Here is a 14534-nt window from a genome sequence, read left to right as displayed (position 1 = left end):
CGCGCGGCTCCGCGTCTGGCACATGACCCTATCCGGGGGCGTCCCTCGAACAGCGGAACAGGCGCTCGATGTTGTCTTATTTTATTGACTGTGTGAGGGGTCGTCAGACACCTTGCACCGCATCAGCACACGCCCCACCCGGTCGAGGTGGACGAACCCCGGCAAACGGGAATGACGGAAACTCGCCGCACCCGTACGGCCCATACGCCATGGGCGCGCCACCGTTCGCCAGGGTCCCGCCGTCTCACCCGTCGACGGTGTCGTTGACGCACCGGAGGACCGGCCGTGACCCCAGGGCCTCCGGCTCCTCCAGCACCGCCCCCGTGACGTGGAACACGGTGCTCTCGCCGGGCAGGAGCGTGACGAGCATGTCGTCCACCTCGGCCGCCGGATCCAGCCGGTCGGGGAACAGGGCGAGATCGCGCAACAGCGTCCGCGCCGTCACCGTGACCCGGTAACCGATGCCCGATTCGTCACCCTGGGTGACGGTTGCGTGGTAACGCGCCGGCGGCAGCACGAGCCGGGTGTCCTCCTCGTAGAACTCGACCGCCCGCAGCTCGCCCAGCTCCGCCACCAGCACCTCGCGGGTGCTGTCATCCGGCTCGGCGACCGACGGCGGCAGCGGCACCCGGGTGACCCCGCGGGCCGCCGTGTCCACCACGGCCGTCTCCTCGGCCAGGACGGCACCGTCCAGGGAACGCCGGGTCAGCCGCAGCGTGCCCTCCCACGGACGGGCCGAGTCGTTGACCAGGTGCAGGACGCCGTCGCGTACGGCCATCAGCCGGTCCGCGTAGACCTTCCGCAGCGCGTACCAGAGCGGCTTGCGGCGGCCGTCGCCGTCCACGGCCGCCCAGGACACGACCGGCCAGCAGTCGTTGAGCTGCCACACGATCGCACCCATGCAGTACGGGGTGTGCGAGCGGAAGTGGCGGATGCCGAAGGCGACCGCGCGGGCCTGGTTCAGCTGGGTGAGCCAGTGCCAGTCGTCGAAGGACGCCGGCTGCGGAAGGTGGTCGCCCAGGCCGCGCAGCAGCTTCGCGTCGCCGTCCTCCGCCTTCTGGTGGTGGGCGACCAGGGGCGCGCCAGGACCCAGCGGGCCGCTGACGGCGCGGCGCAGGGTGGCGTACGCGGGCGGGCCCTGGAAGCCGAACTCCGCCACGAAGCGGTGGGCGGTGTCGGCGTAGTGGCGGTAGTCGACCCGGTTCCACACCTCCCACAGATGGACCGTGCCGAGGGCGGGGTCGTTCGGGGGGAGCTCCGGGGAACCGGAGTAGGGCGAGCCCGGCCAGTACGGGCGGGAGGGGTCGATCTCGGCGCACAGGGCGGGCAGCAACTCGTGGTAGTAGGCGTGGCCCCAGGTCCGGCCCCCCAGCGCCTCCTGCCAGCCCCAGTCGGCGTGGCCCTCCAGGTTCTCGTTGTTGCCGCACCACAGCACCAGCGAGGGGTGCGGGGCGAGCCGGACGAGGTTCTCGCGGGCCTCCGCGGCCACCTCGTCGTACAGCGGCTGCTCCTCCGGGTAGGCCGAGCAGGCGAACGGGAAGTCCTGCCAGACCAGCAGCCCCTTCTCGTCGCACAGCTCGTAGAAGTCGTCGCTCTCGTAGAGACCGCCGCCCCAGACACGGATGAGGTTGACCCCCATGGCGACCGCCTGGTCGAGGCGGTCGGAGATCCTCCGCCGGGTGATCCGTGCGGGGAAGCAGTCGTCGGGGATCCAGTTCACGCCGCGCACGAAGACGGGTTCGCCGTTGACGGAGATCCGGAACGCGTCACGCTCCAGGGCGACGCCCCGGAAGCCGGTCCTGAAGGTCCGGACCTCGTCCTCGCCGAGCTCGACGGTGACGTCGTACAGCGGCTGCCCGCCGTGGCTGTGCGGCCACCAGACCTCGGCGTCCGGGACGGAAAGGGCGTGAGTGGCCCGGTGCTCGCCCGCAGGGACGGTGAACACGGCTGCCACGCCCGCCACCGCGACCGACGCCGTCAGTTCCTCGTCACCCGCCCGGTCCACGTCGAGGGTGACCGCCAGGCGCGGCGCCCCGTCCCCGTCGAGGTCGGCGAGGACCTTCACCCCGGCGATGCGCGGACCGGTCCAGGACTCCAGCGCGACCGGCCGCCAGATGCCGGAGGTGACCAGCGTCGGCCCCCAGTCCCAGCCGAAGTTGCAGGCCATCTTGCGGATGAAGGGGTACGGCTCGGTGTACGCGCCCGGCAGGTCGCCCAGCTTGTCCCGCAGCGCCTCGGCGTAGGTGTACGGGGCGGTGAAGCGCACGACGAGGGTGTTGCGGCCCTCGCGCAGCAGCGGCCGGACGGGGAAGCGGTAGCTGCGGTGCTGATCGGCGGTGGAGCCGAGCTCGGTGCCGTTGAGCAGGACGGTGGCGACGGTGTCGAGGCCGTCGAAGCACAGGTCGGTGGACTCGTGGCCGTCGGTGGACCATTCGAACGTGGTGCGGTACGTCCAGTCGGTGCGGCCGATCCAGCCGAGACGCTTCTCGTTGTCGTCCAGGTAGGGGTCGTCGATCAGCCCGGCGGCCAGCAGGTCGGTGTGGACGCAGCCCGGGACGGTCGCCGGAACGCCGCCGGCGGGCAGGTCCGCCGGCACGGGGCCGTCGGCGACGAGCGTCCAGCCGTCGTGCAGGGGCAGGTGGCGGGGAGTCACGCGGAGGTCCTTCCGCAGTCGGGGAGACCGGCGCAGGCGACGAAGTGGTCCGGCTCGGTCTCGTACAGGTCGGTGTCCCGCGCGCCCCCCTCGTGGTAAGCGCAGGCCTCCACGGGTCCGGCGGACGTCCAGGGCTGGTTGAGCCGGGGCACCGCGGCCAGGAGGGTGCGGGTGTAGGGGTGGAGGGGGTTGCCGAAGACCTTCTGCGTGTCGCCGCGTTCGACGACGCGGCCGTTCCGCAGCACCACCGTCCTCTCGGCCAGGTAGGTGCCGAGCGAGAGGTCGTGGGTGATGTAGAGGACGCCGAGGCCGCGTTCCTTGAGGCCGGCGAGGAGGTTGAGCACGTCGACGCGGGTGGAGGCGTCGAGCATGCTGGTGATCTCGTCGGCGACCAGGAAACGCAGGTCGAGCAGGAGGGCACGGGCGATCAGCAGGCGCTGCAGCTGGCCTCCGCTCAGCTGGTGCGGGTAGCGGCCGAGCACCTGCCCGGGGTCCAGGCGCACGTCCCGTACCGCCTTCTCCACCCGCTCGGCCCACTCCTTGCCGGAGACGCCCGGGTGATAGGCGCGGCGGACGAGTGCGAAGACCCGGTCGGCCTTGAAGACGGGGTTGTAGCAGCTGAAGGGGTCCTGGAAGACGCCCTGGACCCGGCGGTAGAAGTCCTTGCCCGGCCGGACCTGCTCGCCGTCCAGCGTGAGGCTGCCCGCACTGACCCCGGTGAGCCCCAGGACCATGCGGCCGATGGTGGACTTCCCGCTGCCGCTCTCGCCGATGAGCGAGACCAGTTCGCCGGGCGCCGCCTCGAAGGACACCCGGTCCACAGCGGTGACGGAGCCGCCGCCGAAGGCGCCGGCCCTGAAGGTCTTGGTGACACGGTCGAGGCTCAGCATCAGGCCGCCTTCCAGCATGCGACGGAGTGACGGGGGGCCACCTCGACGACCGGCGGCTCCTCGGCGCACCGGCTGTCGGCGAGCGGGCAGCGGTCGCGGAAGCGGCAGCCGGCCGGCGGGTTCAGCAGGGAGGGCGGAGAGCCCTCGATGCCCTTGAGCGGCTTGTCCTTGTAACGGGCGCCCACCTGGGGCAGCGAGCCGATCAGCATCTTGGTGTACGGGTGGCGGGGCTCGGTCGTCAGCACCTTCGTGGGGGCCTTCTCGGTGAGTTTGCCCGCGTACATCACCATGATCGAGTCGGCGATGTGCGAGGTCAGTCCGAGGTCATGGGTCACGAAGATCATGCTGGTGACCAGACCCTTGTCGCGGAGGCCCCTGAGGGCGCCGACGACGGCCTGCTGGTTGGAGACGTCCAGGGCCGAGGTGACCTCGTCGGCGATGAGGACGGACGGATCGAGCAGCGTGGAGATCACCATGACGGTGCGCTGCTTCATGCCTCCGGACAGCTCGATCGGGTAGCGCTCCAGGACATCCGGGGCCAGCCCGACCAGTGCGAGCCGGCGGTGGAGTTCGCCGGTGTCCACGCTCACGCCGCGCGAGGCGAGGAGCTCGCGGATCATGCGGCCGATGCGGCGGGTCGGGTTGAGGGCGCTCATCGAGTACTGCGGGACGAGCGAGATCCTGTGGAAGCGGTAGGCGTTCATCGCGCGGTCGTCGGACAGCGGCAGTTCGTCGCCGTCCAGGGTGACGGTCCCGCCCGCGTGGCGCATCCGGCCGTCGAGCCGGATCAGGGACTTGCCGAGTGTGGTCTTGCCACAGCCGGACTCGCCCGCCAGGCCCAGGATCTCGCCGTCCGCCAGGCCGAAGCCGACGCCGTCCAGGGCCCGGACCTCACCACGCAGCGTGCGGTAGTGGACCCGCAGGTCGTTGACGGTCAGGGTCATCTGCTCAGGACTCCCTCAGCTTCGGGTTGAAGACCTCGTCGAGACCGACGTTGGCGACGTAGAGCGCGCCGACGATCGCGGTGATCCCGGCGCCCGGGGGAAGGAACCACCACCACATGCCGAGTTGCAGCGCGCTCCACTGCTGGGCGCTCTGCAGCATCAGGCCGAGCGAGACGCCCTCGGTCGGGCCGAGCCCGATGAAGTCGAGCGAGGAGGCGATGAGGACGGACCCGCCGAAGAGCAGGATGAACATCATGAAGAGGTACGAGCTCATGTTGGGCGCGATCTCACGGAAGACGATCCGCCAGGTGCCGCTCCCGCTGAGCCGGGCCAGGTCCACGAACTCCCGGGTGCGCAGCGAGAACGTCTGCGCCCGGATGGCGCGCGCCGCCCAGGGCCACGAGGTGAGCCCGATGAACAGGCCCTGCACGGCGACGCCGCGCACGCCCATGTAGGCGTTGATGATCAGCAGGACCGCGAGGGCGGGGAGCACCAGGACGATGTTGGTGAGCATGTTGAGGATCTCGTCGACGAGTCCGCCCCGGTAGCCGGCGAGGAACCCGACGACCATGGCGATGACGGCGGCGATCGCCCCGCCGACGACGCCCACCAGGAAGGTGGAGCGCAGCCCGTGCACGAACTGCGCGAACACGTCCTGGCCGAAGGTCGTGGTGCCCATCCAGTACGTGCCGTCGGGCGCGGAGGCCTGGGGACCGGTGTACTCGTTCGGGTTGTCGTTGCCGAGCAGCACCGGGCCGACGGTGCCGACCGCGAGCAGGAGGGCGACGAGGGCGGCGCCGATGATCAGCTTGGGGTTGCGCACCGCGTAGTGCAGCCACTCGCTGCCGGGCTTCGCCGCCGGTGCGGCGGTGGTCCCGGGTGCCGGGTCGGGCAGTGTGCTCATGACGTGCCTCCTGCCATGCCCGTGCGGGTGCGGGGGTCGACGACGACGTAGACGGCGTCGATGAGGAAGTTGGCGGTCAGTACGCCGATGACGATGAACAGGAACGCCCCCTGGAGCAGGAAGAAGTCCTGGTTCTGGATCGAGGCCAGGATCAGGGAGCCGAGTCCCGGATAGGCGAAGACGATCTCGGTGACGAGTGCCCCGGCGACCAGCACACCCAGTTGCAGCGCCAGGCCGGTGACCTGGGGCAGGACGGCGTTACGGAACGCGTAGCGGCGGATCAGGCGCTGGGGCGCGCCGAGAGCCGACAGGTAGGAGGAGTAGTCGGACTCCAGCTCATAAATGATCATGTTGCGCATGCCGATGGCCCAGCCGCCCAGGGCCACCAGGAAGAGCGAGAGGAACGGCAGCACCCAGTGGTGCAGCGCGTCCAGCGCGAAGGCGGCGCTCCAGCCGGGTGTGATGTCCAGGCTGTAACCGCCCGATACGGGGAACCAGCCGGCGTTGGCGCCGAACGCCCAGGCGAGGATGACGGCGATCCACATGTACGGCATCGCGGTCAGCAGGTAGCCGACCGGCAGCACGGTGTTGTCCAGCACCTTGCGGCGGGCGGACAGGGCGCCGATCCAGTTGCCGGCGAACCAGCTGAGCAGGACGGACGGGATCATCAGGCCGAGGGTGTACGGGAGCGCGTCGAGCAGGACGTCACCGACGGGTGTGGGGAAGACGAGGATGGAGATCCCGAAGTCGCCCTGGAGGAGCGCGCCCCAGAAGTGGAGGTACTGCTGCCACAGGGGCTCGTCGAAACCGAACAGGTCGTTGTAGTAGGAGCGCATGGCCTCGGCGGCCTCGGGCTGCGAGACCCGGGCCCTGGCCACCATCGCCGCGACCGGGTCCCCGGGCATGAAGCGCGGGATCATCCAGTTGACGGTGACGGCGGCCACGAAGGTCAGTGCGTAGACGAGAAGTTTGCGGGCGAAGTAACGGCGCAAGGAGGCTCCCCTGGTGGAGAGCCCCGTCGTGCGCGCACGGTCAGGTGGCGCGCGCACGACGGGGCGGTCATGGAATCAGAACGGGCGCGTCACCTGGCGGGCTTCAGCTGCGTAAGCGTCTCGAAGCCGCCCATCTCCAGCCAGTTGCGCCACAGGGCCGGTGCCGTCCTGGGGGCTCCGGCGGCGTCCGACGGCCAGTTCTTCCAGGTTCCGGTGGTGGCCTGCGACCAGAGGCCGTTGTACCAGAGCGGGATGATGGGCATCTCGGTCAGCTGGATGTCCTGGATCTTCGAGACGGCGGCCTTCATGCCCGCCGTGTCGTCGGTCCTGACCGCGCTGAGATCCTGCACCAGCTTCCAGGCCTCTTCGTTCTCGTAACGGCCGAAGTTGACCGTGTTCTGCTGCTTCCGGACGGGCAGCTGGAACATGTACTCGTAGTACGTCCACGGGGTGCTGGACAGCTGGCGCTCGTTGTTGATGACGAGGTCGAACTCACCCTTGCCGCGCTGCTCACCGAGGGCGTTCTGGTCCGGGAACTCGGTGCTGATCCTGATGCCCGCGTCCTCGGCCCCGGCGGCGATGACCTTGGCCGCCTCCATCCAGTCGGTCCAGCCGGAGGGCACGGCCAGCTTCAGGCCGAGGGCGGAGCCGTCCTTGTTCTCGACGAAGCCGTCGCCGTTCGTGTCCTTGTAGCCGGCGTCCGCGAGCTCCTTCTTCGCCGCGGCGACGTCGTGCCCGAAGCCCTTCTCCGCGATGAGGGCCTTGTCCTCGAACTGCTCCCACTGCGGCAGCAGCCCGGTCGGGGAGGCCGGCTTGACCAGGTCGCCGTACACACCCTTGACGATCTTCCCGGTGTCGACGGACGCTGCGAGCGCCCTGCGGAAGGCGGCGTCGTCCATCGGCTTCCTGGTGGTGTTGGGCACCAGCCAGGCGGTGTTGGCCGAGAGCATGTACGGGGCCTCGTCGTAGTACGACACGACCTTCTTGCTCTTGATCAGCGAGGAGGCACCGGGCAGGAAGTTGTTGCTGAGGTCCAGCCGGCCCTGGCCCAGCTGGCCGATGACCACCTCGTTGCTCGGGTTGGAGACGTCCACGATGTAGCGCGGGGCCGGCGTCATGCCGAGGGCCTTCGTGCCCCACCAGTCGTCGCGCCGCTCCCACACGACCCGGTCCTGGCTCTTGCTCTTCAGCCGGTAGGCGCCGGTGCCGACCGGCTTGTCGTTGACGCCGTTGAGGATGTCCTCGTCGGTGCGCGAGCTCCAGACGTGCTCGGGAACGACCGGCTGGCCGTAGAGGGTGTGGTCCCACTCCTGGTAGCGGGCCTCCTCGAAGGTGAAGCGGACCGTGGTGGCATCCACCGCCTTCGCGTCGGACAGCCAGCTCCACAGCGAGTGGAAGGCCGAGGCCTCGATCTTGCCGAGACCGTAGGAGTACGCCACGTCCTGGGCGGTCAGCGGCTTGCCGTCGGCCCAGGTGATGCCCTGACGCAGCTTCACCTCGTACGTCCTGTCGCCGGTCCAGGAGCCCGACTCCGCGAGCCAGGGTGTCAGCTTCCCCTCGTTCGGGTCGAAGTGGAACAGCGTCTCGTAGACGAGTCCCTTGGTGCCGGTCGCGTGGTCCCAGTTGCGCAGCGGGTTGTAGTTGGCCGGGGGCCCCCACTGGGTGCCGGTCGTGTAGAGCGTCTCGTTGCGCGGTAGCGAACCGCCCTTGCCGACCGGTCCGCCGGTGCTCCCCGCCCCGGAGCCGCCTCCCGTGCATGCGCTCGCGGCGAGTGTGAACACGGCGAGTGCGGTGGTGACCCGCAGCCGGGCACGCGTACCCATAACCCCTCCTTTTCCCCCGCGCCGTTCCTGCCGAGCGGAGTTACTGAACCGGGTAAGTGCCGTGAAGGTATGGGGGTGCCGGAGCGGTGTCAAGGGAAAGGGAGCGCTCCCATACGTGTTTTTCCAGGGTTTGTCGAAGAGGTCTGGACCGCACCGGGGAAGACGGAGGTCAGGGACCTGCGGCTAAGATGGCCCCTGAAAAACGAACCGGTTAAGCGAGGTCGCATGTCCAAGCACCGCCCCACGATCGCCGACATCGCGCGCCGCGCCGGGGTGTCGAAGGTCGCGGTGTCGTACGCCCTGAACGACCGCCCCGGCGTCTCCCCCGCGACCCGCGCCTCCATCAAGGCCATCGCACAGGAGATCGGCTGGCGTCCCAACAGCGCGGCCCGCGCCCTCACCCACGCCCGGGCCGGCACGGTGGGGCTCGCGCTGTCCCGGCCCGCCAGGATGCTCGGGGTCGAGCCGTTCTTCATGGAGCTGATCAGCGGCATCGAGACCGAACTGTCCTCCCGGGGCTGCGCCCTGCTCCTCCAGGTCGTCACCGACCCGGCACAGGAGTTGGAGGTGTACCGCCGCTGGTGGGGCGAAGGCCGGGTCGACGGGGTGTTCGTCGCCGATGTGCGCTCCCCCGATCCGCGCATCGGGGGCATCACCGAGCTGGGCATGCCGGCCGTCGTGATCGGCCATCCCTCGGCGGCCGGGTCCCTCACCCCGGTCTGGTCGGACGACTCGGCGGCGCTGCGGGACACCCTGACGTACCTGGCCGCGCTCGGCCACCGCTCCGTCGCCCGGGTCGCCGGGCTGCCCGAGCTGATCCACACCCAGCTGCGCGACCGCGCCCAGCGCGAGATCAGTGCCGAACTCGGCCTGGAGGAGCCTGTGGTGGTGCACACCGACTACTCCGGCGAGGAGGGTGCGCACGCCACCAGGCGGCTGATCAGCTCGGCCGCGCGGCCGAGCGCCGTCATCTACGACAACGACATCATGGCCGTGGCCGGGCTCTCGGTCGCCCAGGAGATGGGGCTGGACGTGCCCGCCGACCTCTCCCTCGTCGCCTGGGACGACTCCCAGCTCTCCCGCGTCGTACGTCCCCCGCTGACCGCACTGAACAGGGACATCTCCGCGTACGGCGCCCACGCGGCCCGCACCCTGCTGGCGATGGTGGCCGACGGCTCGGCCCCCGGGTTCGAGGACGCGGCGGCCCGTCTGGTGCCCCGCGGTTCCACCGCCCCTCCTCGTTGAGGACGGCGGAACTCCGGGTCGGTCTCCTACCTCAGGACTACGCGACCGCCTGACGGGTGCGACTCAAGAGGGCCCCGGGAACGGGCACGAGGGCTGACGACCCGGCACGGTACGGCGGGGACGATGGTGGGGTCCCCGCGAACCTGCCGCAGAACCTGGAGTACCCCTGTGACCACCACCACCGTTCACCGCACCACCGCGGTCGCCGCCCGCGCCACGGAGCTGTCGAAGGTCTACGGCCAGGGCGAGACCCAGGTGGTCGCCCTGGACCGGGTGACCGTGGACTTCCCGCAGGGGGAGTTCACCGCGATCATGGGCCCCTCGGGCTCCGGGAAGTCCACGCTGATGCACTGCGTGGCCGGCCTGGACAGCTTCAGCAGCGGCTCCGTGCGCATCGGGGAGACCGAGCTGGGCACGCTGAAGGACAAGCAGCTCACCCAGCTGCGCCGGGACAAGATCGGCTTCATCTTCCAGGCCTTCAACCTGCTGCCCACCCTGACCGCCCTGGAGAACATCACCCTGCCGATGGACATCGCCGGCCGTAAGCCCGATGCCGCCTGGCTCCAGAGGGTCATCGACATGGTGGGCCTCTCCGAGCGGCTGAAGCACCGCCCCACGGAGCTCTCCGGCGGCCAGCAGCAGCGCGTCGCGGTGGCCCGCGCCCTGGCCTCGCAGCCGGAGATCATCTTCGGTGACGAGCCGACCGGGAACCTCGACTCCCGCTCCGGCGCCGAGGTCCTCGGCTTCCTGCGCAACTCGGTGCGCGAGCTCGGCCAGACCGTGGTGATGGTGACCCACGACCCGGTGGCCGCCTCCTACGCGGACCGGGTGGTCTTCCTCGCGGACGGGGCGGTCGTCGACCAGATGTTCAGCCCCACCGCCGACGGGGTCCTCGACCGGATGAAGGCGTTCGACGCGAAGGGCCGCACCAGCTGACACGACGGCTGTCCGCTCCTCCCCTCCGCTTCCCGAACTCCCCCAGGAATTGACGACATGTTCCGTACCGCCGTGCGCAATGTCCTTGCGCACAAGGCCAGGCTGCTGATGACCGTGCTCGCCGTGATGCTCGGCGTCGCCTTCGTCTCCGGCACCCTGGTCTTCACCGACACCCTCGGCAACGCCTTCCGCAACCAGTCCGCCAAGAACTACGACGACATCGCCGTCGCCGTCACGACCTGGGCCGAGCGCGGCGACAAGGAGACACCCGCCGTCGACGCGGCCACCCTCGAGAAGATCAGGGGCCTCGACGGAGTGGCCGAGGCCACCGGCCGGGTCTCCGGATTCGCCGGCGTCGCCGACACCGAGGGCAAGCTCATCGGCAACGGCTGGAGCAACACCGGCTCCAACTTCGCCCCGGGAGCGAACGGCAAGGACGCGCAGTACACGTTCACCGACGGCACGGGCCCGGTCGAGGCCGGACAGATCGCCCTCGACAGGACCAGCGCGGACAAGGGCGAGTACCGCGTCGGCGAGAAGGTCCGGGTCGCCACCAACGGGCCGGTGAAGGAGTACACCCTCTCCGGTGTCTTCACCACCGAGGACGGCGCCGTGAACGCGGGCGGCAGCCTGGTCCTCTTCGACACCGAGGTCGCCCAGCAGCTCTACCTGCGACCCGGCGAGTTCAAGGACATCACCGTGACCGCCGCGGCCGGCACGTCCGACCAGCGGTTGCTGGAGGCCGTGAAGCCCCTCCTCCCGGAGGACGCCGAGGCCAGGACGGGTGCGGACCTCGCCGAAGAGGAGGCCGAGATGACCGAGTCGGGCCTCAAGAGCCTCAACTCGATGCTGCTGGCCTTCGCGGCCATCGCGCTCTTCGTCGGTGTGTTCCTGATCGCCAACACGTTCACCATGCTCATCGCCCAGCGCACCAAGGAACTCGCCCTGATGCGCGCCGTCGGAGCTTCCCGCCGGCAGATCAAGCGGGCCATCCTGCTCGAAGCCGGCGTGGTCGGCCTGATCGCCTCGGTCATCGGTTTCCTCCTCGGCGTCGGCCTCGCCACGGGGCTGCGCTCCGCGATGGGCATGTTCGGCGGGAAGATCCCTGCCGGACCGCTGGTCGTCTCCCCCACCGCGGTCGTCTCCGCGTTCGCCGTCGGCGTGCTGATCACCGTGTTCGCCGCCTGGCTGCCCGCCCGTCGCGCCGCCAAGATCCCGCCGGTCGCGGCGATGAGCAGCGTGCACGCGGTGGCCACCACCAAGTCGCTGGTCGTGCGGAACTCGATCGGCGGGGTGTTCGCCCTCCTCGGTTCCGCCGCGATCATCGGCGGTGCCGCCCGGGGCGACGAGAACGGCCGGTGGCTCATCGGCGCCGGGGCCTTCCTCGCCCTCATCGGCGTCATCGTGCTCATCCCGCTGCTCTCCCGGCCGGTGATCGCCGTGGCACGTCCGGTGCTGGGGAAGCTCTTCGGGGTGTCCGGCAAGCTCGCCGCGCAGAACGCGGTCCGCAATCCGCGCCGTACCGGAGCCACCGCGTCCGCCCTGGCGATCGGGCTCACCCTGGTCACCGGTATCTCCGTGCTCGGTGTCACGCTCGGCCAGGCCATCGACAAGATGACGACGGACAACATCCGGGCCGACTACATGGTCTCGATGGCCAGCGGGGACTCTCTCGACGCGTCGGCCCTCACCGCCCTGCGCAAGGCTGACGGTGTCACCGCCGCCACCCCGCAGCGGTCCGTCTGGCTCACCGTCGACAAGGGAGGCGTCTCGGCCTCCGGAGTCACCCCGGGCGACGTCGAGGAGGTCTTCGCCCTGAAGACCGTCTCCGGATCCCTCTCCTCCCTGAAGGACGGCGAGATCGCGGTCGCCCGTGAGACCGCGGAGTCGCATGGCTGGAAGACCGGCGACAGCGTGCCCGTGACGTACCAGGACGAGAAGAAGGAGACCCTGAAGGTCGGCGCGCTCTACGAGGGCAACGAGTTCCTGTCCCCGGTCCTGATCCCCGAGGACGTCGTCGCCCCGCACGAGAGCTTCGCCGACATCCGCGAGATCTGGCTGACCATGGACGGCGGCGAGAGCGCCGCCAACGAGAAGGCCGTGATCGACGCGCTCGGCGACAACCCGGCGATGAGCGTCGTGGACCGCCAGGGCATCCGGGACATGTTCGGCGGGTTCATCAACACGGCGCTGAACATCATGTACGCGCTGCTGGCGATGGCCCTGGTCATCGCGGTCCTCGGAGTCGTCAACACGCTGGCCATGTCCGTCTTCGAACGTCAGCAGGAGATCGGCATGCTGCGGGCGATCGGCCTGGACCGGCGCAGGGTCAAGCGCATGATCCGGCTGGAGGCCGTGGTCATCTCGCTCTTCGGAGCGGTGGTCGGCGTGGGCCTCGGCACGTTCCTCGGCTGGGCCGTCGGGAAGAGCCTGTCCGCCTCCATCCCCGGCTACGCCCTGGTCGTCCCGTGGGACCGGCTCGCCCTCTTCCTGGTCCTCGCGGGCCTCGTGGGTGTGCTGGCCTCCCTGTGGCCGGCCCGTAGCGGCGCGAAGCTGAACATGCTCACCGCGATCAAGACGGAATAGCCCCACGACGGAGGGGGCGGCACCCGCGACGCGGGTGCCGCCCCCTCCGCGTTCCCTGATCAGGCGTCCGCCGACGCCGTCCAGACGCGGGCCCGCAACGGCATGCCCGCCGCGCCGCCTTCCCGCGGACGCACCGCGAGGATCTGGTTGACGCCGATCTTGTTGTGCTCGAAGGAGAGCGCGGAGGCAGCCATGTAGAGCCGCCACACCCTCGCCCGGCCGGGCGAGGTGGCCCGTACGGCCTCCTTCCAGTTCTTCTCCAGGTTGGCCACCCACTGGCGCAGGGTCAGTGCGTAGTGCTCGCGGATCACCTCGACGTCCCTGGCTTCGAAGCCCGCCTCCTCCAGGGTGGCGACGGTGCGGCCCACCGGGGCGAGCTCCCCGTCGGGGAAGACGTAGGCGTCGATGAAGTCGTCGACGCGGTAGGCCGTCTCGTCCTTCTCGGGGCGGCGGGCGATCTGGTGGTTGAGCAGCCGGCCGCCGGGCCTGAGGAGTGCGTGGAGGTCGTCGGCGTACTCACGGAAACGGGCCGTCCCCACGTGCTCGGCCATGCCGATCGAGGAGATGGCGTCGTACGGTCCGTCCCTGACGTCCCGGTAGTCCTGCACACGGATCTCGATCCGGTCGGTGAGTCCCTCCTCGGCGATGCGCTTGCGGGCGAAAGCGGCCTGCTCGGTGGAGAGGGTCACTCCCGTGACCCGGGCGCCGTACTCACGGGCCGCGTGGATGGCCATGGAGCCCCAGCCGCAGCCGACGTCGAGGAGGCGGTCACCCTCCTCGAGCGCGAGCTTGCGGCAGACGAGGTCGAGCTTGTCGCGCTGGGCCTCCTCGAGGGTGCCGCCGTCCTGCCAGTAGGCGCAGGAGTAGACCATGGACGGACCGAGAACCATCGCGTAGAAGTCGTTGCCCACGTCGTAGTGGTGGCTGATGGCTTCCTTGTCACGTCGCCTGGTGTGCAACGGCCCGGTGCGGCGGCGGACCTCCTCGGCGGGCGGGGGAGGCGGCGGCCAGGGCCCGGCCAGCCGTACGAGGCCGGCGGCGAACGCCCGCACCTTCGGGTCGCGGACGGGACGGACACGGTCCTTCGCGTCGGCACCACGCTCCCAGAGCAGCGCCGCCACGGCGTCCAGGGCGGCGTACAGGTCGCCGTCGACATCGATCTCCCCGGCCACCCAGGCCCGGGCCAGGCCCAGTTCACCCGGCTTCCAGAGCAGCCGGCGCAGGGCACGGCGGTGGCGCAGGACGAGGGTGGGGGCGCCCGGCGTCCCGGACTCGCTGCCGTCCCAGGCCCGGATACGGACCGGCAGGGGTTCTCCCAGCAGCTCTTCGGCAAGAGCGGTCAGCCGCGATGCGGCATCGGCCATGGTGCACACCTCCGTGGTGGTGTTTCCGACGTGCCTAAATTCGCATATACGCACCTGAACCGGACCGCGACACCTCGGGGCCACGGCGAGGTACACCGCCGTCAACGCCGCGCAGCGGCCGCACCATCCCGCTCCGGGGCAACGGAACGGCAAAATACCTGCGCTTACCATCTAGTTGGGAGCCCGGCCCCGGGGAC

General features: G+C 70.1%; 10 protein-coding genes. 3 read left to right on the top strand and 7 right to left on the bottom strand.

Annotated elements, in window-relative coordinates:
- Positions 1-244: 244 nt before the first annotated feature.
- The 6 genes from ACF1FZ_RS13340 to ACF1FZ_RS13315 are packed head-to-tail and all read right to left on the bottom strand — an operon-like array spanning position 245 to position 8206.
- Positions 245-2653, bottom strand: coding sequence for a glycoside hydrolase family 2 protein (locus tag ACF1FZ_RS13340; RefSeq protein WP_391773487.1), 2409 nt, complete (start codon positions 2651-2653; stop codon positions 245-247).
- The gene (locus ACF1FZ_RS13335) at positions 2650-3561 is read right to left on the bottom strand and encodes an ATP-binding cassette domain-containing protein (RefSeq protein ID WP_391773486.1); all 912 of its coding nucleotides are present in this window, start codon (positions 3559-3561) and stop codon (positions 2650-2652) included. Before ACF1FZ_RS13335 ends, ACF1FZ_RS13340 begins: the two co-directional genes overlap by 4 nt.
- Positions 3543-4487, bottom strand: a complete 945-nt coding sequence (locus ACF1FZ_RS13330; protein ID WP_391773485.1) for an ABC transporter ATP-binding protein — start codon at positions 4485-4487, stop codon at positions 3543-3545. Before ACF1FZ_RS13330 ends, ACF1FZ_RS13335 begins: the two co-directional genes overlap by 19 nt.
- Before the next feature lie 4 nt (positions 4488-4491).
- Positions 4492-5391: an ABC transporter permease gene (locus ACF1FZ_RS13325; protein WP_391773484.1), complete on the bottom strand. Its 900-nt coding sequence runs from the start codon at positions 5389-5391 to the stop codon at positions 4492-4494.
- Positions 5388-6440, bottom strand: coding sequence for an ABC transporter permease (locus ACF1FZ_RS13320; RefSeq protein ID WP_391773483.1), 1053 nt, complete (start codon positions 6438-6440; stop codon positions 5388-5390). The genes ACF1FZ_RS13325 and ACF1FZ_RS13320 overlap by 4 nt, the downstream gene beginning before the upstream one ends.
- A gap of 32 nt (positions 6441-6472) precedes the next feature.
- Positions 6473-8206 (bottom strand): ABC transporter substrate-binding protein, encoded by a 1734-nt coding sequence (locus ACF1FZ_RS13315; RefSeq protein WP_391773482.1) that lies wholly within the window; start codon positions 8204-8206, stop codon positions 6473-6475.
- A gap of 225 nt (positions 8207-8431) precedes the next feature.
- Between ACF1FZ_RS13315 and ACF1FZ_RS13310 the strand changes: the two genes are divergently transcribed.
- From ACF1FZ_RS13310 to ACF1FZ_RS13300, 3 genes are all read left to right on the top strand, one after another.
- Positions 8432-9451, top strand: coding sequence for a LacI family DNA-binding transcriptional regulator (locus ACF1FZ_RS13310; protein WP_391773481.1), 1020 nt, complete (start codon positions 8432-8434; stop codon positions 9449-9451).
- 123 nt (positions 9452-9574) lie between these two features.
- Positions 9575-10387 carry an ABC transporter ATP-binding protein gene (locus ACF1FZ_RS13305; protein ID WP_391773480.1) on the top strand — a complete coding sequence of 271 codons (813 nt, stop codon included), beginning with the start codon at positions 9575-9577 and terminating at the stop codon, positions 10385-10387.
- Positions 10388-10444: 57 nt separating this feature from the next.
- The gene (locus ACF1FZ_RS13300; protein ID WP_391773479.1) at positions 10445-12973 is read left to right on the top strand and encodes an ABC transporter permease; all 2529 of its coding nucleotides are present in this window, start codon (positions 10445-10447) and stop codon (positions 12971-12973) included.
- Positions 12974-13032: 59 nt separating this feature from the next.
- On the opposite strand, the gene ACF1FZ_RS13295 is transcribed toward ACF1FZ_RS13300, so the two are convergent.
- Positions 13033-14337 carry a class I SAM-dependent methyltransferase gene (locus ACF1FZ_RS13295; RefSeq protein ID WP_391773478.1) on the bottom strand — a complete coding sequence of 435 codons (1305 nt, stop codon included), beginning with the start codon at positions 14335-14337 and terminating at the stop codon, positions 13033-13035.
- Positions 14338-14534 lie beyond the last annotated feature (197 nt).

Origin of the sequence: Streptomyces sp. NPDC014623 (genome assembly GCF_043088245.1) — a bacterium.
Taxonomy (GTDB): Bacteria; Actinomycetota; Actinomycetes; order Streptomycetales; family Streptomycetaceae; genus Streptomyces.
The sequence above is the reverse complement of the archived record's forward strand: the minus strand, read 5'-3'. Positions and strand labels throughout refer to the sequence as shown.